The sequence below is a fragment of the Pseudomonas sp. NPDC090208 genome (assembly GCF_044746785.1).
Classification (GTDB): domain Bacteria; phylum Pseudomonadota; class Gammaproteobacteria; order Pseudomonadales; family Pseudomonadaceae; genus Aquipseudomonas.
This window is the reverse complement of record NZ_JBIVCU010000001.1, coordinates 458,871-481,517: the sequence shown is the minus strand read 5'-3', so window position 1 is coordinate 481,517 and position 22,647 is coordinate 458,871. Positions and strand designations below refer to the sequence as shown.

Here is a 22,647-nt window from a genome sequence, read left to right as displayed (position 1 = left end):
GCGACGAATCTGCATCGACTGAAAATACATTCGCGAATGAATTCGCTCCCACAAGGGTGATCATGGAGATCAGCCCTTGCCCTTGGTCCGCGTCATGTGCGGGCCACCGTTTTTCTCGATGTACTGGATGATCATGCCCGCGACATCCTTGCCGGTCGTGGTTTCGATGCCTTCCAGCCCTGGCGAAGAGTTCACTTCCATGACCAGCGGGCCGTGGTTGGAGCGCAGGATGTCCACGCCTGCCACGCTCAGCCCCATGACCTTGGCGGCGCGGATGGCGGTCATGCGTTCTTCCGGGGTGATCTTGATCAGGCTGGCCGTGCCGCCACGGTGCAGGTTGGAGCGGAATTCGCCGGGTTTGGCCTGACGCATCATCGAGGCGATGACCTTGTCGCCGACCACGAAGCAGCGAATGTCGGCGCCGCCTGCTTCCTTGATGTATTCCTGCACCATGATGTCCTGCTTGAGGCCCATGAAAGCCTCGATCACCGATTCGGCGGCAGTCGCGGTTTCGCACAGCACCACGCCGATGCCCTGGGTGCCTTCCAGTACCTTGATCACCAGCGGCGCGCCGTTGACCATCTGGATCAGGTCGGGGATATCGTCGGGGGAGTGCGCGAAACCGGTGACCGGCAGGCCGATGCCGCGCCGTGACAGCAGCTGCAGCGAACGCAGCTTGTCCCGGGAGCGGGCAATGGCCACGGATTCGTTGAGCGGAAAGACACCCATCATTTCGAATTGACGCAGCACGGCGCAGCCGTAAAAGGTCACGGATGCACCGATTCGCGGGATCACCGCATCGAAGCCTTCCAGCGGCTTGCCCCGATAGTGGATCTGCGGCTTATGACTGGCGATGTTCATATAGGCGCGCAGGGTATCGATCACTACGACCTCATGGCCGCGCTGGATACCCGCTTCGACCAGGCGACGAGTTGAATACAGACGCGGGTTTCGCGAAAGCACAGCGATCTTCATGCAACACCTGTGGCAGAGGAAATTGAAGCCGGAAATACCGGCTTGTCCTGAACATAAGTAACGCCCGGATTGACCACCAGTTGGCCGTCGATCAGGGCCTTGGAACCCAATAACAGCCGATATCGCATGGCCTTGCGGCAGGCCAGGGTGAATTCCACCGGCCAGACGCGATCACCCAGTGCCAGCGTGGTGCGGATCACGTACCGCACCTGGGCATGACCGTTGGAACTCTTGATGGTCTTCATCGCCACCAGTTGGGCCTCGCAGCGGCGGTGTCGCAGCTGCACGACCGTGCCCAGGTGAGCGTTGAAACGCACCCATTTTTCACCGTCGCGCTCGAAGGGTTCGATTTCCGTGGCGTGCAGGCTGGAGGTGCTGGCCCCGGTGTCGATTTTCGCGCGCAACCCCGCAACCCCGAGATCGGGCAGAGCTACCCATTCGCGAAGGCCGATGACTGAGAGATGGTCGAATGTTTTCAAAGCGGTTCCGTACGTTTACGCGTTCTGCCAGATCCCGGGGCTGCCCGAAACCCATGCCCTGGATGCGGCTCCGGTCTCCCGGAAGGCCTCGCATCGAATAAATGTCGCAGCCGGCGCCAGCCTACGTTTCCAGGCAGCTTCACTGCCTTGGGCGATGACTCTAACGCTCGACTCGGTCCACATTGTGACAACCCCGAGAACGATAGCCTGACCAACGCAAGAACGCATGCCTTCGATGGTGTGCGCGGATTCTAACCAAGGCGTGGAATTACTGCGTCCCCGGTATTGCGTAGTACAGTTCTGACTATCAGCAGATTGAGGAATTCAGATGACACAGAAGCCGGAAGAAGACGACAAGGTTCGCCTGGACAAGTGGCTATGGGCGGCGCGTTTCTTCAAGACCCGGGCGCTGGCGAAGGCTGCGATCGAAAGCGGCAAGGTGCATTGCCGGGGCGAGCGCTGCAAGCCCGGCAAGGAGCCGCGCATCGGTGATGAATATCAGATCCGCGCCGGTTTCGATGAGCGCACGGTGGTCGTCAAGGCGCTGTCCATCGTTCGTCGCGGGGCGCCGGAAGCGCAACTGCTCTACAGCGAAACGCCGGAAAGCCTGGCGAAACGCGAACAGGCCGCCGAAATGCGCAAGGCCGGAAGCCTGGGGGTAACGACTGATGGCAAGCCGACCAAGAAACAGCGTCGGCAGCTGTTTCAGTTTCACTCGGGCGGGGATTGAGCGGCGAATGGCCGCTTTCTGTGGGAGGGAGCCCTGCGCGCGAAGGCGTCAGGTCAGACGCTGCAAGGCTGATTGAACCCTGCATTCGCGAGCAGGGCTCCCCCCCACGACCACCCGCCGATAACCACGGCGACGGTGTTACAACTGTGCGCCCGGCTTCATGATGCTCAAGCAATTGAGCAGCGGAATGCGACCGAACAGATTGAAGATCGGTGCGGTAGCGCGCATCAGGAAACCGGTGACCCTGGCTGCGAACGGGGTGTAGCAGCTCCAGCCCAGCGCCAGCAGGGCGATCATCACACCGCCGATGTAGTCGTCCTGGCCCCAGTGAGCGCCGGCCACCAGCCGCGGCATCATGAACAGCAACGCCAGCACCCAGATCACGACACGCTGGCCGACGGTGCGGCTGAATACGGTCATGAACATGGCCCAGATCAGCAGGACCGACGCGTGGTCGCCAGGGAAGCTCTGGCTGGAGCGGTCCTTGAGTTGCCATTTGTCTTCCAGCGTCGGGAAAATCTCGCTGAGCTTGATCGCGTCGGGGATCACCACCGATGCACTGTCATGCTGCAGCGAGGTGTGGTCGATGATTTTCGAGAACACGGTGCGGATCACCAGCAGCACGATCAGCGTCAGAACGAAGCTGATCAGCGCCGCGCGGGTCTGCACGGTCTTGAAGACCCAGTCACCCTTGATCAGCAGCATCAGCAGAATCAGGCCAACGACGATATCGAAAGGGCGCATGCTGGCGACTGTCCAGATCCAGAGCCAGACTTTGCTCTGTTCCAGAGGGCGGTTGAGCAGGTGGAACAACCACTCGTCGAATTGGGTGAAAGCCGCGTGGCCAGCGGGCCAGACCCAGATCAGCAGCAGCAGCAGGGCAATGACGTTGCACAACAAGAGTTTCTTGGCGTTCCACTTGGCTTGGAACAGCACGGGATAGTCCATAAAATGGCCTCATTCGGCATGACAGTGCACCGGTCGGTGCTAAGCCGCGTTTTATAAGCGGTCGTCATCACTTTGTCATTACTTCAGATACCAATTTCCTATGCATGATTTCCCGGACACCGATAACACCCAGCGCTTCATGTTCGACGAGAGCGACGTTCGCGGCGAACTCGCCTCGCTGGAACGAAGCTACGCCGAGGTGCTCGCCAAACATCCATACCCCGAGCCGGTTGCCCAGTTGCTGGGCGAGCTGCTGGCCGCGGCAGCGTTGTTGGTCGGCACTCTGAAATTCGATGGTCTGCTGGTGCTTCAGGCGCGTTCGCAGGGGCCTGTTTCCCTGCTGATGGTCGAGTGCTCCAGCGAGCGCGAATTGCGCGGTATCGCCCGTTACGACGAGAGCCTGATCAAGCCGGGCGACACATTGCAGGATCTGATGCCCGAAGGGACGTTGGTCATCAACATCGACCCGCGACACGGCAAGCGCTATCAGAGCATCGTCGATCTCGAAGGTGAGAACCTGTCGCGCTGCCTGTCGGACTACTTCGTGCAGTCCGAGCAGTTGCCGACCGAGTTCTGGCTGTATGCCGACGGCAAGCGCGCGCGCGGCTTCCTCTTGCAGCAACTGCCGCCTGAGCGCCTGAAGGATGAAGATGACCGCAAGGCCAGCTGGCAGCATGTCCGGGCACTGGCCAATACGTTGACCGGCGAAGAACTGCTGAGCCTGGATAACGAGACCGTGTTGCACCGCCTGTTCCACGAAGATGCCGTGCGCATGTTCGATATTCAGCCTCTGGTGTTCCGTTGCAGCTGCTCGCGCGAACGTTCGGCCAATGCCCTGACCAGCCTGGGGCTTGAGGACGCGCAGCAACTGGTTGCCGAGCACAACGGCACCATCGAGATCGATTGCCAGTTCTGCAACCAGCGCTATCTTTTCGATGCAACCGATGTAGTGCAGCTGTTTGCCGGTGGCGGCACCGATACCCCGTCCGACACTCGCCATTGATGTAGTGCGCCGGTCCGGGCTGAATGGTTTCTGCCCGGCAGGCTTGGGCTTGCGTGATGTAGTTCTGACAGGAGGGCCCTACCTTTTTCGAGCGGTTCTGGCATAATCCGGCCACTTTTTAGCTGTAGTAGTTCGGGTTTTTCTACTACAAAACGTTTGGAGCACTCGGCCATCGGGCCGACGGGGAATCTCATGACGCAAGCCAATAACGCCGTTCACACCGATCTCAGTGTCGACGATCTGGTTAAAGAAGCCCTCAGTCGCGGTGAGGGCGTGCTGTCCGATACCGGCGCACTCGTCGTGGAAACCGGTCACCGTACCGGTCGTTCGCCGGTCGACCGTTTCATCGTAGAAGAACCAAGCACTCAGGCCGCTATCGCCTGGGGCCCGATCAACCGCAAGTTCCCTGCCGACAAGTTCGATGCCCTGTGGGCCCGTGTCGAGGCGTTCAACAACGCGCAGGAACACTTCGTTTCCCACGTTCACGTAGGTGCTGCCGCCGAGCACTACCTGCCAGTGAAGATGACCACCCAGACCGCCTGGCAGAACCTGTTCGGCCGTTGCCTGTTCATCAACCCTGCCCAGTACAACCCGGCTGGCCGCGAAGAATGGCAGATCCTCAACGTCGCCAACTTCGAGTGCGTGCCTGAGCGTGACGGCACCAACTCCGACGGCACCGTCATCATCAACTTCGCTCAGAAGAAAGTGCTGATCGCTGGCATGCGCTACGCCGGTGAAATGAAGAAAGCCATGTTCTCGGTACAGAACTTCCTGCTGCCGGCCGCCGACGTGCTGCCAATGCACTGCGCTGCCAACATCGGCGAAGAAGGCGATGTGACCCTGTTCTTCGGTCTGTCCGGCACCGGCAAGACCACTCTGTCCGCAGACGAAAGCCGTTACCTGATCGGTGACGACGAACACGGCTGGGGCGAAGGCGTTGTCTTCAACATGGAAGGCGGCTGCTACGCGAAGTGCATCGACCTGTCCGAGAAGAACGAGCCGGTCATCTGGAAAGCCATCAAGCACGGCGCCGTGCTGGAAAACGTCGTTCTCGACGCCAACAAGCACGCCGACTACGCCGACAGCAGCCTGACCCAGAACAGCCGCGCGGCCTACCCGCTGGAGCACGTCGAGAAGCGTTCCGAAGCCAACCTGGGCGGCGAACCGAATGCCGTGATCTTCCTGACCTGCGACCTGACCGGTGTACTGCCGCCAGTGTCGATCCTCAGCGAAGAACAGGCTGCCTACCACTTCCTGTCGGGCTACACCGCACTGGTCGGCTCCACCGAAATGGGCTCGGGCGCCGGCATCAAGTCGACGTTCTCCACCTGCTTCGGCGCGCCGTTCTTCCCGCGTCCGGCCGGTGAATACGCCGAGCTGCTGATCAAGCGCATCCGTGGCTTCGGTTCCAAGGTCTATCTGGTCAACACCGGCTGGACCGGCGGTGGCTACGGCGTCGGCAAACGCTTCAACATCCCGACCACCCGTGGCGTCATCGCAGCCATCCAGAGCGGTGCTCTGATCGGCGCGGAAACCGAGCACCTGGACACCGTCAACCTCGACGTGCCGAAGTCGGTACCGGGCGTAGACAGCGGCCTGCTCAACCCACGCAACACCTGGGCTGACAAAGCCGCTTACGACGAAGCCGCCAAGGCGCTGGCCGGTCTGTTCATCGAGAACTTCAAGAAGTTCGACGTGAGCGACGCGATCAAGGCAGCAGGTCCGAAGTTGTAAGAGCGGGTTTGCCTGAATGAAAAACCGCCCCTTGTGGGCGGTTTTTTATGGTTGGGATTTATTCATTTCCACAGGCGCCCAGGCGGGTAGCGCTAATCAAGTACGCGGATATCGATAGCCCACCAGTTACCCGGCCAGCGCATTGATGACATTGACCGGGTCATTGTGTATCGCCTTGAGCAATGCTTTTGCCGGGCCAGTCGGTTCGCGCCGTCCTTGTTCCCAATTCCGCAAAGTGGAGAGTTCCACGTCGATTGCAGCGGCAAATCTGGCTTGCGACAGCCCGGTAGCTTTGCGGATCTGTTTGATTCGCAATGCGTCGACGACAAATACCCGTGAGGGCTCTCGTTCGCCGCGAATGATTTCATCCATTTCCTGGACGCTACCTATCAAATCCTCAAAGAATTTGCTCATTGGTGACCCCATCCTTCAATCAGCCGCTTAAGGGCTCTGCATTCTTCATGCGTCAGATCGACCTGCTCGTTTTTGGCGTAAATCATCAACAGGGCAATCTGGAAACTGCGTGTGAAGTGGTAGTAGATAACCCGTGCGCCACCACGCTTTCCGTGCCCTTTTGACGCAACGCGGATTTTCCGGATTCCACCTGTCCCTTCGATAACGCGTCCGGCCAAAGGGTTCTGAGCCAAGGCTTGTTGAAGCCCTCTCAAGCCGTCGTCGTCGAGAAGCTCGTTCGCATGCCTGGTGAAGAGAGTTGTTTCAATGAAAATCACTGCCAATGTACGCCGCTGACTTACCTTGGGCAAGCCAGTTGCTTACCCAAGGGTTAATAGAGGCCGCTGCTGAGGCGGGCGCTCATACTTTCAGAAGCAAGGTATTGGTCAGCGGTAATTAGATATTTTTGAACCGGCTCGGTGGTGTCGGTGCGATCTTCTCCGGCAGAAAAGATTGCTTCGGGCTCACGGTTGATAACTCCGCGCCGCCTCGCAGTACTGCTCCTGAGCCAGCTGGTTCTTCTCGTTCTTGTCCTTGGCCGTCTTCTTGGTCCAGTCGCTGCACATGTCCTTGAAGAAGGGAACGGCGGCGCGGCGGCATTCGCGGTATTCGACGCTGTCGGACTTGAAGTTCATGCACACGCTGCTGTTTTCGATGTGGTTGTTGTAGATGCGATAGCGCGCTTCGTAGCGGTTGCGGCCGTCGATTTCGCGGATGAACACGCCGGCCACTTCATAACGACGTCCGGTTTCGGCCTTGGGTCTGGTAGCGGCGGTCTTGTATTCGGCCATGTAGCGGTCGGACACCATGCCTTGCGGGCGCGGCGCGTTGTAGTCGGTGGGTTGAGCGTCGCCGAAACGGCAGTTGATGACGTCGCGGTCGATGACGTTGCCGTCTTTCAGGCAATTATCCAGCGAGCGGTTTGCCGGTGGCGCCTGGTCGGATTTCGGCGCGGTGTACACCACCTGCTCGGTGGTACGCAGTTCGGCTGCCGGAGCGCTTGATGGCGTTACCACAGGAGCCTCCCTGATGGCTTCCGGTACGGGCTCGGGTGCCGCAAGGCTTGCCGGCACGCTGACAGGTGCTGGCCTGGACGTGTGAAACATCTGCGTGATCAGAAAGACAATCGCAGCCACCAATGCCAGAAGAATGGCCAGCGTGCTGAATGGCAGCCCTCCCTTTTTGGGTAGGTCTTTTCGTTTTACGGGGTGGGAGCCGAGTACAACATCGAACTGATCGGGTGTCAGGCGTTGCATGACAATCCGTTCGTCTTCGGGCGGCTGGGTGGGTCGCATGGCCTCTCCTTGGCGCATCGCAGGGTTAAGCGTCCGGCGTGCTGCTGATCTTGATCGTGTTGGCGGCGAGGTTAAACGCCGTCATAGTGTTTTGCTAGTACTGTGTATCGAGTCTGTAGCAAGTCGTAAGCAGTCCGGTATTTCAGTAACGGTTTCGTGGTATGGCCTCCGGTTCCTGCGCGTTAAGGTTCCAGCCCTTGCAATGGTCCATGGAGCGGTGACATATGCATCAAACCCTTGAGCAGGTTTTCGGTTATCGGCAATTTCGGCCCGGGCAAGAGGCTGCGATCAGCGCGGTGTTGGGCGGGCGTTCGGTAGCGGCGATTTTCCCTACCGGGTCAGGCAAGTCGCTGTGTTATCAGTTGCCGGCGCTGTTGCTGCCGCACCTGACGCTGGTGGTGTCGCCGTTGCTGGCGCTGATTCAGGATCAACTGGCGTTTCTGCAGCGTCATGGCATCGCTGCCGCGAGTATCGATTCGGCGCAAAGTCGTGACGACGCGTCCGACGTCATGGCCCGGGCCCGTTCCGGCGAGCTGAAAATCCTGATGATTTCCGTGGAGCGCCTGAAAAACGAGCGCTTTCGCCACTTCATCAGCCAGGTACCGATTTCATTGCTGGTGGTCGACGAAGCGCACTGCATATCCGAGTGGGGCCACAACTTTCGCCCGGATTACCTGAAGCTTCCGGACTACCAGCGCGAGTTCAATATTCCGCAGGCGTTGTTGCTGACCGCTACGGCGACGCCGCAGGTCATTGCCGACATGCAGGCCAGGTTCGGCATTGCTCCGGGGGATGTTGTGACCACCGGTTTTTATCGACACAACCTGACGCTGCTGGTCGAGCCTGTCGCGGGCAGCAACAAGCGCCGCCGGCTGGTGCAGTGGCTGAGCGAACGCGCGGGTCAGCCGAGCATCGTCTACGTCACCTTGCAACGAACCGCCGAGCTGGTGGCCGCGCATCTGGCGCAAAGCGGCATTCCCGCTCAGGCCTATCACGCCGGACTGCCTCACGATAAGCGCGAGGTGATCCAGCGACAGTTCATGGACGGGCGGCTGAACTGCATCGTCGCCACCATCGCGTTCGGCATGGGCATCGACAAGAGCGACATCCGCAACGTCGTGCACTTCGACCTGCCCAAGTCCGTTGAAAATTACAGTCAGGAAATCGGCCGGGCCGGACGCGATGGCGCGACCTCGCAGTGTCTGGTGCTGGCCAACCGCGACAGCCTCAATGTGCTGGAAAACTTCGTTTACGGTGACACGCCCGAGCGCTCGGGTATCCGTCGGGTGCTGGATGACCTGCAAAACGCCCGTGGTGACGGTCAGTGGGAGTTTCTGCTGACGCCGCTGTCGGACCAGAGCAACATTCGCCAGTTACCGCTCAAGACCTTGCTGGTGCAGCTGGAATTGCGCCGCATCATCGCGCCGCGCTATGCGTATTTCGCCGATTACCGGTTCAAATACCTGATCGAACCCGATGTGCTGGTCCAGCGTTTTCAGGGCGAACGACAGCAGTTCGTGCAGGCGCTGGTGGACACCTCTCGGCGTGTGCGTACATGGGCCACCGTGGATTTCGATGCGATGTATCAGCAATACCAGGCCGAGCGGGCGAGGGTGGTCACCGCACTGGATTTCTTCCAGGAAAAAGGCTGGATCGAGCTTGAGAGCAAGCAGATGACTGAGGTTTACAGCCTGCTGGCCGCAGACTTCGATGCCGATGCGCTGAGTGCGGAACTGCATGAGTATTTCGTGCATCACGAAACCACCGAGGTGGCGCGGATACACGCGATGCTGGAGCTGTTTTCCAGCGAGCGCTGCCTCAGTCATCGTCTGGCGGAGTATTTCGGTGATACGCAAGCGCCTGATCGATGCGGCCATTGTTCGGTGTGTGCCGGTCATGTCGCCCGCTTGCCGGAACCGCCGGCGCTGACGCCGCTTGAGCGCTGGGACTTCGACGATACCTGTAGCGAGTTCGTTGCCAGGCACGAGGAAATGCTGGGCTATAAACCCGAGAGCGAATGCCTGACGCGGTTTCTCTGCGGTATCAGCGTGCCATTGTTCACCCGGCTCAAGGCGCGCACTATTCGTGGTTTCGCGATGCTTGAGGATTACCCCTACGCGAATGTGCGTCAGTGGGTGCAGTCACGACTCGCGTGATGCATCGTTGATAACGTTTTTCAAACCGGACTCAAGGACCCTCAACGGAATGTCTCAATCGACCCCGCAACGTACCGAATACCGCCATTTTCAACCGATCACCACGCGCTGGCACGACAACGATATCTACGGTCACGTCAACAACGTGACCTACTACAGCTTTTTCGACAGCGCGGTGAACAGTTATCTGATCGAGCAGGGCGGGCTGGATATTCACGAAGGCGATACCGTTGGCTTCGTGGTCAGCTCTGCGTGTGACTACTTTGCATCGGTGGCCTATCCGGATCTGATCGAGATCGGTTTGCGCGTCGGCAAGCTGGGTAACAGTTCGGTGCAGTACGAATTGGCGGTATTCAAGGCGGGGGAAGAAGAGGCGCGAGCAGCGGGGCGTTTCGTGCATGTATTCGTCGACCGGGCATCGAATCAGCCGGCGCCGATCCCGACGATGCTGCGTGATGCGCTGGAGCGATTGCAGGCCTGAAATGCACACCGGCCGCCTGATGAGGCGGCCGGTGTTTGAACCTGTTACGTGGCGCGCTGGCTATCAGCGGTGGCGCCAGCCGCGGTGACGGCCATGGTCGTAATGGCGATGGCCACGGTCGTGGTCATAATAGCGACGGTCGCCACGGTAACCACGGCGGTCGTCGTCATGACGGCTCTGTTCGCCCATGTAGTTACCCAGCGCGCCACCGGCGCCACCGCCGGCTGCTGCGCCGATCAGGCTGCCGGTCGAACCGCCGACACTGCGGCCGATCACGTTACCGCCCGCAGCGCCCAGACCACCGCCGATGGCGGCTTCAGCGCGGTTGTGACGGTTGGCACCGACAGCGCCACCGGCTGCGCCGCCCAGACCGGCACCAATCGCCGAACCTGTGCTGCCGCCCAGTTGCTGGCCGACCACGGAACCGAGTACCCCGCCCAATGCGCCGCCCACGCCGGCGTTCAGGTTATCGCCTGCCGAGGCGAAGCCGCTAGCCAGAGACAGAGACAACAACAGAATCGAGGAGAACTTCATGTATGGATGCTCGTAGGGATGACGACGCGATCCTGCAATGCTGTAGGAAATGTCTCAATCGAAATCCGACGAATAACACGACTTGTATACAAAACTATAAGTTATTGTTTTTGATCGGGAACTTAATGCGATTTGCTGTGTCATAAATCACTTGGTGAAAGCCCGGATCGTTGCGATTCAGGCTTTTTTCATGTCTTGCTTGTAAAAAATCCTACGCCTCGAACTCCGTAATCGCTATTAACTTTTATATAAATATTGCGTTTTGCGCGGTTCTTTCTCCTTAAACAAGTGCGTTTATCCTGCCTACATTTTTGATCGCTCTGGCTAAGGTGCTGCGGCGCGATGACACCCGGTCATCGCCTCAGCAAAAGATCAAAAAAGTAATGATTTGGACACTCAACAAAGAGAACGCGAGATTCCGTGCGCAGCTGTCGGCCAGCGCACAGGGCAAGTGGGATATTTTTCAGAACGCCATTTATCGCGGCAGCTACCCAAAGGACGCTGCGAAGCTGGCGGGTGGTATGGATTACAAGATGCTCAGTGGATCATCGAATCAATATCAGATTCGCCTCAGCGGCTCTGAGAGGGCAACCTTCCGGATCGACGAGGTCCGTCAAATCGTGACGGTGTTACAAGTCGGCGGGCACACCTGAAACAAGTCGGGAGCGTGCCTGAGCACGCTCCCGATCCGCATCAAATGATCCGCGCTGTCTCCACATGCCGCTCCAGCTTGATCGCGACAAACTTGGAGGTCGGCGTATGGCTGCCATCACCGATGCTTTCCAGCGGCACCAGTGGGTTGACCTCCGGATAGTACGCCGCCGCCTGGCCGGCCGGGATATCGAATGGCAGCAGAGTGAAACCCTTGACCCGACGTTCGATGTCATCACCCCAGATCGACACGATGTCGGCTTTCTGGCCGGGCACGAAGCCCAGACGGATGATGTCGGCCTCGTTGAGGAACATCACGTCGCGCTGGCCTTTCACGCCGCGATAGCGGTCATCGAGGCCGTAGATGGTGGTGTTGTACTGATCGTGGGAGCGCATCGACTGCATGATCAGATCCGGCGTGATGCCAGTGCCACGGATGTTTTCGTGCAACAGGTCGCTTGGCAACTGGTTCGACTTGAAGTTGGCGCGCGCAGTCGGCGTGTTCCAGCGACGGGAGCCGGCGGTGCTGCCCAGATAGAAGCCACCCGGATTCTTGATCTTCTCGTTGAAGTCCTGGAACGCCGGAATGGTATCGGCGATCAGGTCGCGGATACGGCTGTAATCCTCCACCAGCCACAGCCAGTCCACCGGCTTCTTGCCGACGGTCGCGTTGGCGATGCCGGCCAGAATGGCCGGCTCTGAACGCATGTGGCGCGACAGCGGCTTGAGCTGGCCGTTGGAGGCGTGAACCATGCTGAACGAGTCTTCCACGGTGACCGCTTGCGGGCCTTCGGCCTGCATGTCGATGTCGGTGCGACCGTAGCACGGCAGAATCAGTGCTTCCTTGCCGTGGGTCAGGTGGCTGCGGTTGAGCTTGGTGCTGATCTGCACGGTCAGGTCGCAGTTGCGCAGGGCTTCGAAGGTGCGATTGCTGTCCGGGGTCGCTTGAGCGAAGTTGCCGCCCAGAGCGATGAAGACTTTCGAACGGCCTTCGAGCATGGCGTGAATGGCTTCGACCACGTTGTGGCCGTTTTCACGCGGCACTTTGAACTGGAAACGCTTTTCCAGGGCATCGAGGAAGAACGCCGGCGGGCGCTCGTTGATGCCCATGGTGCGGTCGCCCTGCACGTTGCTGTGACCGCGCACCGGGCACAGGCCGGCGCCTGGCTTGCCAATGTTGCCGCGCAGCAGCATGAGGTTGGCGACTTCCTGAATGGTCGGCACCGAATGGCGATGTTGGGTGATACCCATTGCCCAGCACATGATCACGTTATTGGCTTTGGCGTACATGCGCGCCGACAGTTCGATGTCGGCCAGCGACAGGCCGGACTGCTCGACGATGAACTCCCACGAAGTGGCATCGACCACGGCCAGGTAGTCCTGCACGCCATGGGTGTGTTCGTTGAGGAACACGTGGTCGAACACCGCCGGCTCGCCCTTGGCCTGCGCCTCGCGTTCCCATTGCAGCAGGAACTTGGCCATGCCGCGCAGCAGTGCCATGTCGCCGCCCAGTGCCGGACGGAAGAACGCCGTGTTGGTCGGCTCGGAGCCGTTGCTGAGCATTTCCAGCGGGTGCTGTGGGTGCTGGAAGCGCTCAAGACCACGCTCTTTCAGCGGGTTGACGCACACCACCTGAGCGCCGCGCTGGACCGCCTCACGCAGCGGTTCGAGCATGCGCGGGTGGTTGGTGCCGGGGTTCTGGCCGAGGACGAAGATCGCATCGGAATGTTCGAAATCATCGAAGGTCACGGTGCCTTTGCCGACGCCCACGCTTTGCGACAACGCCACGCCGCTGGCTTCGTGGCACATGTTCGAGCAGTCGGGGAAGTTGTTGGTGCCGTAGGCGCGGACGAACAACTGATACAGGTACGCCGCTTCGTTGCTGGCCCGGCCGGAGGTATAGAACTCGGCCATGTTCGGGCTGGGCAGGTTGTTCAGGTGCCTGGCGATCAGGGCGAAGGCGTCGTCCCAGGCAATCGGCTTGTAGCGGTCGGTATTGGCGTCGTAAACCATTGGCTCGGTGATACGGCCCTGGTACTCCAGCCAATAGTCGCTTTGCTCCAGCAGCGAGCTGACGCTGTAGCGAGCGAAGAACGACGGGTCGACACGGCGTTTGGTGGCTTCCCAGTTGACGGCTTTGGCGCCGTTTTCGCAGAACTTGACCATGCCGCTTTCCGGCGAGTCACCCCAGGCGCAGCCCGGGCAGTCGAAGCCGCCGTTCTGGTTGGTCTTAAGCATCATGCGCAGGTTCTTCAGCGCGTTGTCACTGGTCAGCCAGGCTTTACTCACGCTGATCAAGGCGCCCCATCCGCCGGCGGCGCCCTTGTAGGGTTTGTAGCGCGGGACGGGGGTCTTGTCGGCTTGTTTGTGCATGCTCACGCTTTACTTCTCCAAGGCAGGGCTATAGACCCTGGGTGCGCTGTGTTTAGGCAGATGAATCAGATTGAGGTTGTGGCGGCGGGCCCATTGCAGAGCCAGCCCGGTCGGCGACGACAGGCTGACCAGCGTCTGGATGCCGGCCCGAAGGACTTTCTGGATCAGTTCGAGGCTGCAGCGGCTGGTGACGATGGCCAGGCCGCCGGCGGTCGGGATGTTCTGGCGAATCAGGGCGCCGATCAGCTTGTCCAGGGCGTTGTGCCGGCCGATGTCTTCACGGCCCAGCAGCAACTCGCCTTTGTCGTTCATGAACAGGGCCGCATGAACCGCGCCGCTGTACTGGCCCAGCGGCTGGAACTCGCCCATGCGTTCGCGCAGGCCCTTGAGCCATTCGGCCGGTGGCAGCGGGGCGCCGGGCAGCACGTTGAGCTCCGGCAGCGCCTGCTCCACCGCTTCCACACCGCACAGACCGCAACCGCTGGTGCCGGCCAGTTGCCGACGCTGGGTCTTGAGGTTCCAGAAGGCGCGGCTGGAAATTTCCACTTCCGCCGTCTGCGCAGAACCGCAGCCGCCCAGCTTGAGGTCGTAGATTTCGTCTGCCGATTCGATGATGCCGCTGCCGATGCTGAAACCGACGATGAAGTCTTCCAGATCGGTGGGCGTCACCAGCATGACGGCCTGGCTGATACCGTTGTAGGCAATGGCCAGCGCCACCTCTTCGGCCAGCACCGCAGGTTCGCAGGTGTCGTGGCCCAGGCTGGTGTAGGTGTAGGACTGGCTTGCGGCGGGCGCGGGCAGTTGTTTTGCGGGCGCCGTAGTCTCCGTGTGCTTGTCTTGCATCGGGAATTACCGGCAGATTATTCAGGCCTCCAGCCTAGGCTTCCGGCCCGATGGCGTCTAATCGCTAGTACTGATGTCGTGATAGATGGCGTCGATCAAGACGGTTTGATCATCTTCTGATACAGGGTAAAGCACGCCTCGGCCAACGCCGAACGCGGGGCGGCGCGACGCATGATCAAGCCAAGCCGGGCAAGGGTTTGCGCCTGTTCGATGGGTTGCAGGCGCAGGTGTTCGGTGAGGGTTTCCAGACCGCCGTCCAGCGGCATGATCGCGCAGCAGAAACCGCCATTGACCGCCTGCAACAACTGATGCACGGCATCGGTCTGGATCAGCGGCTGCGGCTCCAGACCGCGACTATGGAAGTTGTGGTCGATGGACTGGCGAAAGTGCATGCCGCTGGTGAGCATGCCCAGCGGCAGTTCGATGAGGCTTTCCCAGCTCAGCGGTTCATCGCCAAAGCTGAAATGGCGCTGGTCATACAGCAGGCCCATGCGGGTTTCGGCCAGTTCCAGCGAGTCGAAACGGTCGGTGTCGAGGCGGTCCAGGTACGAAACGCCGAGATCGAGACGGTTGCTCGCCAACTGATCCAGGATCTGCTCGGAACTGAGCGACGACAGCTCGAAACGCATGTTCGGGTGCACGTCGTGCATGCGTTGCAACAGTGGCAGCGGATCGAAATTCGACAACGGCACAACGCCCAGCCGCAGCGTACCCACCAGATGGCCGCGGCAGGCCGCTGCCTCGGCTTGCAGGCCGTCATACGCTGCCAGTACCGAACGTGCCCAGGCCAGCACTCGCTCGCCCGGCGCGGTAAAACCCTCGAAACGCTGACCGCGGTTGACCAGCGGCAGATCGAGCTCTTCTTCCAGGCTGCGCAGGCGCATGGACAGCGTGGGCTGAGTGATGTGACAGCGCGCGGCGGCCTGCCCGAAATGTCGGGTTTCGTCGAGGGCGATCAGGAATTTCAGCTGTTTGATGTCCATGGATACTCCGCAAGGCACTGTGCTGGCGCGCCGATTCTAGCGCGACACGCTGTCGCATGGGGGATCGGACCGCGAAGGGTCACTGGTCGGATGCCAGTGGCGCCGCGCCGGTTGCGGCTATGGTTTGAACTGGGATGTCATAACAACGCAGGGAGAAAGCGTCATGAGCCTTATCAGTTTTGTAAAAGAAGCCGGTGAAAAACTCATAGACCTTCTTACGCCAGGCAATGCCCAGGCTGGCGAGCAGTTGAAGGATCACATTGCAAAGGTGGGACTGGGAAACCCGAACGTCCAGGCGACGGTCGAGGGCGACAAGGTGACGTTGACCGGAGAGGTCGCCAGTCAGGAAGAAAAGGAAAAAATCATTCTGTCGGCGGGCAATATTGCCGGTGTAGGCAGTGTCGACGATCAGATCACCGTCGCGGGGGGCACAACCGCAGCGTCCCGATTCGTCACGGTGGAAAGCGGCGATACGCTGAGTGCCATTTCCAAGCGCGTGTACGGCGATCCGAACAAGTACCAGAAGATCTTCGAAGCCAACAAACCGATGCTGAAAAGCCCGGACAGGATCTATCCGGGGCAGGTGTTGCGTATTCCCGACTAGTTCACTGCGGTCTGTAGGAGCCGGCTTGCTGGCGAACCAAAGTGTGTCAGTGACAGGGATATCGACTTACACACCGCGTTCGCCAGCAAGCCGGCTCCTACAGGTAATGTGTTGCCAGCAAGCCGCCATCCTAAAGGTAATGCGGTTCCAGTAAGCCGGTGTCCACGGACGCTGTCTCACAACCCCTCGATCAACCCCCGATAGTCCTCCACCGCCGCAAACTCCTCCGTATCCTTTGGCCCTTTGCGGCTGTCCGGTTCGCGCACCGCCAGCAGGTGTTTCACGCCGTAGCGTCCGGCGCTGCGCAGGATCGGCAGGGTGTCGTCGATGAACAGGCTGCGTGCCGGGTCGAAATCGATGTCGGTGTGCAGCGCGTCCCAGAACTGTGGGTTTTCCTTGGGGTAGCCGTAATCGTGGGAGCTGATCAGGCGTTCGAAATAGGGCGCCAGTTGCAACCGCTCCATCTTCAACGACAGCGAATCACGGTGGGCATTGGTGATCATGATCACTCGCTTGCCGGCCTGCTTGATCGCCTGCAAGAACAGCTCGGCATCCGGGCGCAGAGCGATCAGGTGAGCGATCTCGACTTTCAGGTCCTTGACCGACAGTTTCAGCTCGGCGCTCCAGAAATCGGTGCAGTACCAGTTCAGCGTCCCGGCATTTTTCTCGAACAGCGGCAGCAACTCCATGTCGGCCATGGCCCGGCTGACCCCGTGCAGCTCGGCGTAGCGCTGCGGCAGGTGTTCCAGCCAGAAGTGGTTGTCGAAATGCAGGTCGAGCAGGGTGCCGTCCATGTCCAGCAGAACGGTATCGATGTCAGACCACGGCAGAGAAGGCATACAGATCCTCGGATTGAAGGCGGCGTATCGGTTTGCAACCAAGACTTTCGGAAAAGCCACGGTATAGTACCCCGTCTACGCCAAGGAGCCTGCCATGCGCCAGAAACCCACCGTACTTGCTCGCGAGATCGTCGCCAGCAGCCGTCTGTTCCGCGTCGAGGAGGTGCAACTGCGCTTTTCCAACGGCGTGGAGCGTGTCTACGAACGTCTGGTCGGGCGCGGCAACGGCTATGGCGCAGTGATGATCGTGGCGATGCTCGATGCTGACCATGCCGTGCTGGTGGAAGAATATTGCGGCGGCACCGACGAATACGAAATGTCCCTGCCCAAGGGCCTGATCGAGCCGGGCGAGGACGTGCTGGCGGCCGCCAATCGTGAACTCAAGGAAGAGGCCGGCTACGGCGCGCGCAACCTTGAGCACCTCACCGAGCTGTCGTTGTCGCCGGGCTACATGAGCCAGAAGATTCAGGTGGTGCTGGCGACCGACCTGTACGAAGAACGGCTGCCGGGCGATGAACCCGAGCCGATGCGCGTCGACAAGATCAACCTGCGCGAACTGTCCAGCCTCGTCCAGCACCCGCAATTCTCCGAAGGCCGGGCGCTGGCCGCCCTGTATCTGGCCCGTGACCTGTTGACCCAGCGTGGAGATTTCCAGCCATGACCGACGTGTTCGCGCAATTGCCACACCCGCTGCTGGCGCCGGTGATCGAACTGTGCCGACGTGCCGGTGAAGCCATCCTGCCGTTCTGGCGTTCGGGTGTGGAAGTCACCGCCAAGGCCGACAATTCGCCGGTCACCGCTGCGGACCTCGCCGCTCACGAGGTGTTGGTGGCAGGGCTGAAAACGCTGGATCCGACGATCCACATTCTTTCAGAAGAGGACGCCAACATTCCTGTCGACGAGCGCCGTCAATGGCAGCGCTGGTGGCTGGTGGATCCGCTGGACGGCACCAAGGAATTCATTTCCGGCAGTGAAGAATTCACGGTGAACGTGGCGCTGGTCGAAAACGGCCAGGTGGTGTTCGGCGTGGTGTCGATGCCGACCAACAACCGTTGCTACTTCGGCGGCGCCGGGCTGGGGGCGTGGCGCAGCGACGATGCCGGTCAGGCCGAGCCGATCAGCGTGCGCAACCAGCCGGGTGCGGGGGAGTCGTTCACCGTGGTTGCCAGCCGCCGCCATTCGAGCCCTGAGCAGGAGAAGCTGCTGGCGGGGCTTTCTGCTGCAGTGGGTGAGCTGCAACTGACCAATATCGGCAGCTCGCTGAAGTTCTGCCTGCTGGCCGAGGGGGCTGCCGATTGCTATCCGCGTCTGGCGCCGACCTCGCAGTGGGACACCGCTGCCGCGCAAGGCGTGCTGGAAGGGGCGGGTGGCGTGGTGTTGAACTTGGCCGGCGAAGCGTTCGACTATCCGCCGCGAGAGTCCTTGCTCAATCCGTTTTTCCTGGCGTTGCCGGGTGAGGCCGCGTGGCGCGAGGCGTTGATCGCGTTGGCCAAGTCGGGTGTATGACCCCTCCTTGTAGGAGCTGGCTTGTCCTGCGAGCGGCTGCGCAGCAGTCGTAAAATCAGCCAATGCGGTTGTCCTGATACACCGCGTGCTCTGGTTTTACGACGACTTCGTCGCCGCTCGCAGGGCAAGCCAGCTCCTACAAGGGGCAGCGCAAGCCAGCGAATCTAAGGAACACAGCACGATTCCGGGCAGCCAGGGAGCGTTTGCCCATCAGCAGTGCAGCACATACTGCCCGACAAACGTCACCGCTGATTCCTCCGAGCCTTCAGCGACGATCCGCGTATTCAGGACCAGCCGCGCCCGGCCACGGCGCTGATACAGCTTCACGAACCTGTCCCACGTCGCGTCGTCCGGCGCATCGCAGATCGCCACGCCATCGCTTTTCACCGGCAGCGGATAGCTGATCTGGCCGTCCTGAATCACGATATGGCCGTCGTCGATGCCGGCCTCTTTCAGGCGCAGGTACAGCCAGCCCCAGCCGGCCAGCACCGCGCCGCAATACAGGCTGCCGCCGAACAGCGTGCTCTTGTGGTTGATGTTGGGGCCCAACGGCAAGTGCAGGCGCAACTGGTGATCGTGCCAGGCGAGCACCTTCACCCCCATGTCACGGGTCAGGGGAATGTCCTGATGCAGCACCGCCTCCAGGCTTTGGGCAATCAACTCCGGATTCATGTACGTGTCCTGCTGAAATTATCCTGATGCCACTGCTCTGTCCGTGGAATCACCGGTTCACTCATGCTCATCAACGCCTCCACCACTGAAATTCAACCCATGCTTGCGCAGCTTGTCGTGCAGGGTCTTGCGTGGCACGCCCAAGGCTTCGGCGAGGCTGCGCACCGAGCTGTGCGGGCGGGTCAGTTCGGCGGCGATCAGGGCCCGCTCGAAGGCTTCGACCTGTTCGCTCAGGCCGCCGCTGACAGTCGGCAGATCCTGCTGCGGGGTGCCTTCCAGCTCAAGCTCCAGGCCCAGGGCGAAACGCTCGGCGGCGTTCTGCAATTCGCGCACGTTGCCCGGCCAGCCATGACGCAACAGCACCGCCCGGTGGCCGGGTTGCAGTTCGCGTTGTGGCAGACCGTGGCGCAGGCTGGCGGTGTCGGCAAAATGACGGAACAGCACCAAGGCATCTTCGCCCCGTTCACGCAGCGGCGGAATGCGCAGCGGCGCGACGTTCAGGCGGTAATACAAGTCGGCGCGGAAGCGTCCCTGATCGGCGGCCTGACGCAGGTCTTCCTTGGTCGCGGCGATCACCCGGATGTCCAGCGGGATCTGCTGGTTGCCGCCCAGCCGCTCGACCACGCGCTCTTGCAACAGGCGCAGCAGCTTGACCTGCACGTCCATGCTCATGCTCTCGATTTCGTCGAGAAACAGCGTGCCGCCATTGGCGAATTCGAACTTGCCGATGCGACGTTTCTGCGCGCCGGTGAACGCGCCCGGCTCATGACCGAACAGCTCGCTTTCCACTACCGATTCGGCCAGCGCGCCGGCGTTGATCGCCACGAACGGGCCGTTACGACGGTTGGACAGATCATGCAGGGCGCGGGCGACCACTTCTTTGCCGGCGCCGGTTTCACCGAGGATCAACACGTCAGCCTTGGTCGCCGCCAGCGCGCCGATCTGGTCACGCAGACGCTGGATCGGCGCCGACAGGCCCACCAGCCGCGTACTCAGTTGCTGGCGGTCGCTCAGTTCCAGGCGCAGGCTGCGGTTGTCCAGCACCAGCCGGCGCAGGGCCAAAGCGCGACGCACGCTGTCGAGCAGAGCATCGCTGGCGAAAGGTTTTTCCAGAAAGTCGTAAGCGCCGGCGCGCATGGCCTGCACCGCCAGCGGCACATCGCCGTGGCCGGTGATCAGCAGCACCGGCAGCTCCGGGTCCTGCGCGTGCAGCTGCTTGAGCAGCTCCATACCGTCGATGCCGGGCATGCGGATGTCACTGACGATCACCCCCGGCCAGTCGCGCTCGATGCGCCCTTGCAGGCCCGTGGCGTCGCTCAATGGCAGGATTTTCAGACCGGCCAGGTCCAGCGTCTGGCTCAGGGCCTGACGCAAGTGCGGGTCGTCGTCGATCAGCACCACCTGAATGCGGCTGTCGATGGCGGTGTCCGTGGTCATGCAGATAGATCCTCCGGCGTTTGAAGACTGACTCCTGAGGCCGCCGTGCGCATGCGCAGGGTCAGCAGCGCGCCGCCCTCGGGGTGGTTGGCGAACAGCAATTCGCCGCCCAGTGCGCGCATCAGCGTATCGCAGATGGCGAGGCCCAGGCCCAGCCCCTGAGTGCGGGTCTTGGTGGTGAAGAACGGCTCGCGGGCATGTTCCAGGGCATTCATGGAAAACCCGGGGCCGTTGTCGCGAATGTACAGGTTGACGAGCTCGGCGTTGTATTCGGCACTGATCCACAGTTTGCGCGGCGGGCCCTTTTCGGTGAGGGCGTCCAGCGCATTGGCCAGCACGTTGCCCAGTACCTGACGCAGACGGGTTTCACCGGCCTGCACCCACAGGGTGGCGTCCGGCAGGTCGCGGATCAGCTCGACGTCCATGGCCCGGCGGCGTTTGCCGAGCAGGGCCAGAGCGTCGTCCAGTGCCGGCTGCAGGGCCACGCTTTCCGGCGCATGACGGTCGCGACGGGCGAAGGCGCGCAGGTGGGCGATGATCGAGGCCATGCGCCCGGTCAGCTCGTTGATCAGCTTGAGATTGCCGCGCGCGTCGTCGGTGCGCTGATGGTCGAGCAGCACTTCGGCGTTTTCCGCGTAGCTGCGAATGGCCGCCAGCGGCTGGTTGAGTTCGTGGCTGATGCTGGCGGACATGGTGCCCAGCGCCGACAACTTGCCGGCCTGCACCAGTTCGTCCTGGGCGCGAAACAGCTCCTGCTGGGCATGCTCGCGCTCCAGCACCTCCTGACGCAGGCGCCGGTTGAGGCCTTCCAGATCGCTGGTGCGCTCGGCCACGCGCATTTCCAGCTCGCGGCGGGCCTTGGCTTCGAAGTTGATGCGATCCAGATAGTGCCGCCGACGTTGCATCATCAGCCCCAGCAGCAACATCAGCACCAACAGGGTTGCACCGCCGACCGCGACCACCGTGCGGACCGGGCGCGACACCAGCACTTTCGGCGCAAGGATACTGACGCTCCAGCCGGTTTCGTCGATCTGTTGTGTCTGGGTCAGCCAGCCGTTTTCATCCAGTTGCAGCGGGCGCGGATCGCGGGTCGGGTAGGGCATCACGGTGGTGATGGCCTGCTTTTCCTCGTCGTTCAACGGCCGGGTCGCGCGGAAACGCCAGTTGGGATTGGAGGTGAGGATCACCACGCCATTGTGGTCGGTGACCAGCAGTTGCTCCGGGGTCTTGCCCCACAGGGTTTCGGTGAGGTCCAGATCGACCTTGACCACCAGCACGCCGATCACCGTGTCGCCGTCGCGTACCGCTGCGGCGAAGAAGTAACCGCGCTTGGCCGAAGTGGTGCCCAGGCCGAAGAAGCGCCCGAGCTTGCCAGCCATGGCGTTGCTGAAATACGGGCGGAAGGCGAAATTGCGCCCGACGAAACTGTCGTGCTTGTCCCAGTTCGACGCCGCCAGCGTGTCGCCGTTGGGCGCCATCAGGTAGATGACCTCTGCGCCGGTCTGCTGCGCGGTGTTCATCAGCAGCAGGTTGGCCTGCTCCTGAACCTGCCGGTCCTGCGGGCTGGCGAGCATGGCGCGCAAGCCAGGCAGGTCGCCGAGAATCTGCGGCAGCACTTCGTAGCGGTGTAGCGTGCCGAGCAAGTTGGCGACGTAAAGGTCGAGCGTCTGCCGGTTCTGGCTCATCAGCTCGTTGCGGTAATAGCGCTCGGCCAATTGCTCCAGCGGCCACAGCAACGGCGCAAGACACAGCGCCAGCAGGGCGAGGCTGCGCCAGCGTGGGCGAGGTGGGAGGGTGGAGGTGCTGGTCATCGTCGGTGCCAGTGAATGTGATGGTGCATGCACTCGGGCAATCGCGGATAAATCCGCTCCCACAGGCACATGCCATTCGATGTGGGAGCGGATTCATCCGCGAACGAGCGCGCAGCGGTCGTCAACAGGTTACACGCGGC

Annotated in this window: 23 protein-coding genes; 9 read left to right on the top strand and 14 right to left on the bottom strand. The window is 61.1% G+C overall.

The window, feature by feature from the left end; all coding sequences use genetic code 11:
- Positions 1–69 precede the first annotated feature (69 nt).
- Together rimK and ACIPL0_RS02040 are read right to left on the bottom strand one after the other, a co-directional pair.
- Positions 70–975: a 30S ribosomal protein S6--L-glutamate ligase gene (gene rimK / locus ACIPL0_RS02045; RefSeq protein WP_074757922.1), complete on the bottom strand. Its 906-nt coding sequence runs from the start codon at positions 973–975 to the stop codon at positions 70–72.
- Complete coding sequence (locus ACIPL0_RS02040; RefSeq protein ID WP_400595165.1) at positions 972–1,427, bottom strand: ATP-dependent zinc protease; 456 nt, start codon at positions 1,425–1,427, stop codon at positions 972–974. The genes rimK and ACIPL0_RS02040 overlap by 4 nt, the downstream gene beginning before the upstream one ends.
- Positions 1,428–1,782: 355 nt before the next feature.
- On the opposite strand from ACIPL0_RS02040, the gene ACIPL0_RS02035 reads away from it, so the two are divergent.
- Positions 1,783–2,184, top strand: a complete 402-nt coding sequence (locus tag ACIPL0_RS02035; RefSeq protein ID WP_400594167.1) for an RNA-binding S4 domain-containing protein — start codon at positions 1,783–1,785, stop codon at positions 2,182–2,184.
- A 138-nt stretch (positions 2,185–2,322) separates the two neighbouring features.
- Here ACIPL0_RS02035 and ACIPL0_RS02030 read toward each other — a convergent pair whose 3' ends face one another.
- A complete protein-coding gene (locus ACIPL0_RS02030) occupies positions 2,323–3,132 on the bottom strand; it encodes a phosphatase PAP2 family protein (protein ID WP_400594170.1) in 810 nt (269 codons plus the stop codon).
- Between the two features lie 100 nt (positions 3,133–3,232).
- On the opposite strand from ACIPL0_RS02030, the gene hslO reads away from it, so the two are divergent.
- Complete coding sequence (gene hslO / locus ACIPL0_RS02025; RefSeq protein ID WP_400594173.1) at positions 3,233–4,135, top strand: Hsp33 family molecular chaperone HslO; 903 nt, start codon at positions 3,233–3,235, stop codon at positions 4,133–4,135.
- Between the two features lie 192 nt (positions 4,136–4,327).
- The gene (locus ACIPL0_RS02020) at positions 4,328–5,869 is read left to right on the top strand and encodes a phosphoenolpyruvate carboxykinase (RefSeq protein WP_400594176.1); all 1,542 of its coding nucleotides are present in this window, start codon (positions 4,328–4,330) and stop codon (positions 5,867–5,869) included.
- Positions 5,870–5,995: 126 nt separating this feature from the next.
- Here the strand turns inward: ACIPL0_RS02020 and nadS are convergent, their stop codons facing one another.
- The 3 genes from nadS to ACIPL0_RS02005 form a co-directional block, all read right to left on the bottom strand.
- On the bottom strand, positions 5,996–6,283 hold the full coding sequence (nadS, locus tag ACIPL0_RS02015; protein WP_400594179.1) for a NadS family protein: 288 nt from the start codon (positions 6,281–6,283) through the stop codon (positions 5,996–5,998).
- Positions 6,280–6,600, bottom strand: coding sequence for a type II toxin-antitoxin system RelE/ParE family toxin (locus ACIPL0_RS02010; protein ID WP_400595167.1), 321 nt, complete (start codon positions 6,598–6,600; stop codon positions 6,280–6,282). The genes nadS and ACIPL0_RS02010 overlap by 4 nt, the downstream gene beginning before the upstream one ends.
- A 186-nt stretch (positions 6,601–6,786) precedes the next feature.
- On the bottom strand, positions 6,787–7,338 hold the full coding sequence (locus ACIPL0_RS02005) for a hypothetical protein (protein ID WP_400594182.1): 552 nt from the start codon (positions 7,336–7,338) through the stop codon (positions 6,787–6,789).
- A 503-nt stretch (positions 7,339–7,841) separates the two neighbouring features.
- On the opposite strand from ACIPL0_RS02005, the gene ACIPL0_RS02000 reads away from it, so the two are divergent.
- Positions 7,842–9,773: an ATP-dependent DNA helicase RecQ gene (locus ACIPL0_RS02000; RefSeq protein WP_400731264.1), complete on the top strand. Its 1,932-nt coding sequence runs from the start codon at positions 7,842–7,844 to the stop codon at positions 9,771–9,773.
- Between the two features lie 49 nt (positions 9,774–9,822).
- On the top strand, positions 9,823–10,254 hold the full coding sequence (locus tag ACIPL0_RS01995) for an acyl-CoA thioesterase (RefSeq protein ID WP_400594188.1): 432 nt from the start codon (positions 9,823–9,825) through the stop codon (positions 10,252–10,254).
- Positions 10,255–10,317: 63 nt separating this feature from the next.
- On the opposite strand, the gene ACIPL0_RS01990 is transcribed toward ACIPL0_RS01995, so the two are convergent.
- Positions 10,318–10,788, bottom strand: coding sequence for a glycine zipper domain-containing protein (locus ACIPL0_RS01990; RefSeq protein WP_400594191.1), 471 nt, complete (start codon positions 10,786–10,788; stop codon positions 10,318–10,320).
- A 383-nt stretch (positions 10,789–11,171) separates the two neighbouring features.
- Here ACIPL0_RS01990 and ACIPL0_RS01985 point away from each other — a divergent pair, with 383 nt between their 5' ends.
- Complete coding sequence (locus ACIPL0_RS01985) at positions 11,172–11,441, top strand: hypothetical protein (protein ID WP_400594194.1); 270 nt, start codon at positions 11,172–11,174, stop codon at positions 11,439–11,441.
- Positions 11,442–11,481: 40 nt separating this feature from the next.
- Here the strand turns inward: ACIPL0_RS01985 and ACIPL0_RS01980 are convergent, their stop codons facing one another.
- The 3 genes from ACIPL0_RS01980 to ACIPL0_RS01970 form a co-directional block, all read right to left on the bottom strand.
- On the bottom strand, positions 11,482–13,812 hold the full coding sequence (locus tag ACIPL0_RS01980) for an FdhF/YdeP family oxidoreductase (RefSeq protein ID WP_400594197.1): 2,331 nt from the start codon (positions 13,810–13,812) through the stop codon (positions 11,482–11,484).
- A 9-nt stretch (positions 13,813–13,821) separates the two neighbouring features.
- On the bottom strand, positions 13,822–14,655 hold the full coding sequence (gene fdhD, locus ACIPL0_RS01975) for a formate dehydrogenase accessory sulfurtransferase FdhD (protein ID WP_400594200.1): 834 nt from the start codon (positions 14,653–14,655) through the stop codon (positions 13,822–13,824).
- A gap of 95 nt (positions 14,656–14,750) precedes the next feature.
- A complete protein-coding gene (locus ACIPL0_RS01970; protein WP_400594203.1) occupies positions 14,751–15,638 on the bottom strand; it encodes a LysR family transcriptional regulator in 888 nt (295 codons plus the stop codon).
- Between the two features lie 163 nt (positions 15,639–15,801).
- On the opposite strand from ACIPL0_RS01970, the gene lysM reads away from it, so the two are divergent.
- Positions 15,802–16,242, top strand: coding sequence for a peptidoglycan-binding protein LysM (gene lysM / locus ACIPL0_RS01965; RefSeq protein ID WP_400594206.1), 441 nt, complete (start codon positions 15,802–15,804; stop codon positions 16,240–16,242).
- A gap of 176 nt (positions 16,243–16,418) precedes the next feature.
- On the opposite strand, the gene yrfG is transcribed toward lysM, so the two are convergent.
- A complete protein-coding gene (yrfG, locus tag ACIPL0_RS01960; RefSeq protein ID WP_400594209.1) occupies positions 16,419–17,081 on the bottom strand; it encodes a GMP/IMP nucleotidase in 663 nt (220 codons plus the stop codon).
- A gap of 94 nt (positions 17,082–17,175) precedes the next feature.
- Between yrfG and nudE the strand changes: the two genes are divergently transcribed.
- Both nudE and cysQ read left to right on the top strand, forming a co-directional pair.
- A complete protein-coding gene (gene nudE / locus ACIPL0_RS01955; RefSeq protein WP_400594212.1) occupies positions 17,176–17,742 on the top strand; it encodes an ADP compounds hydrolase NudE in 567 nt (188 codons plus the stop codon).
- Entirely contained in the window at positions 17,739–18,587 is an 849-nt protein-coding gene (cysQ, locus tag ACIPL0_RS01950) for a 3'(2'),5'-bisphosphate nucleotidase CysQ (RefSeq protein ID WP_400594215.1), read from the top strand. Before nudE ends, cysQ begins: the two co-directional genes overlap by 4 nt.
- Before the next feature lie 210 nt (positions 18,588–18,797).
- On the opposite strand, the gene ACIPL0_RS01945 is transcribed toward cysQ, so the two are convergent.
- From ACIPL0_RS01945 to ACIPL0_RS01935, 3 genes are read right to left on the bottom strand one after another with little or no spacing between them, the layout of a single operon-like run.
- Positions 18,798–19,259: a YiiD C-terminal domain-containing protein gene (locus ACIPL0_RS01945; protein ID WP_400594218.1), complete on the bottom strand. Its 462-nt coding sequence runs from the start codon at positions 19,257–19,259 to the stop codon at positions 18,798–18,800.
- A gap of 57 nt (positions 19,260–19,316) precedes the next feature.
- The gene (locus tag ACIPL0_RS01940; RefSeq protein ID WP_400594221.1) at positions 19,317–20,696 is read right to left on the bottom strand and encodes a sigma-54-dependent transcriptional regulator; all 1,380 of its coding nucleotides are present in this window, start codon (positions 20,694–20,696) and stop codon (positions 19,317–19,319) included.
- Positions 20,693–22,507: an ATP-binding protein gene (locus tag ACIPL0_RS01935; RefSeq protein WP_400594224.1), complete on the bottom strand. Its 1,815-nt coding sequence runs from the start codon at positions 22,505–22,507 to the stop codon at positions 20,693–20,695. The genes ACIPL0_RS01940 and ACIPL0_RS01935 overlap by 4 nt, the downstream gene beginning before the upstream one ends.
- Positions 22,508–22,647 lie beyond the last annotated feature (140 nt).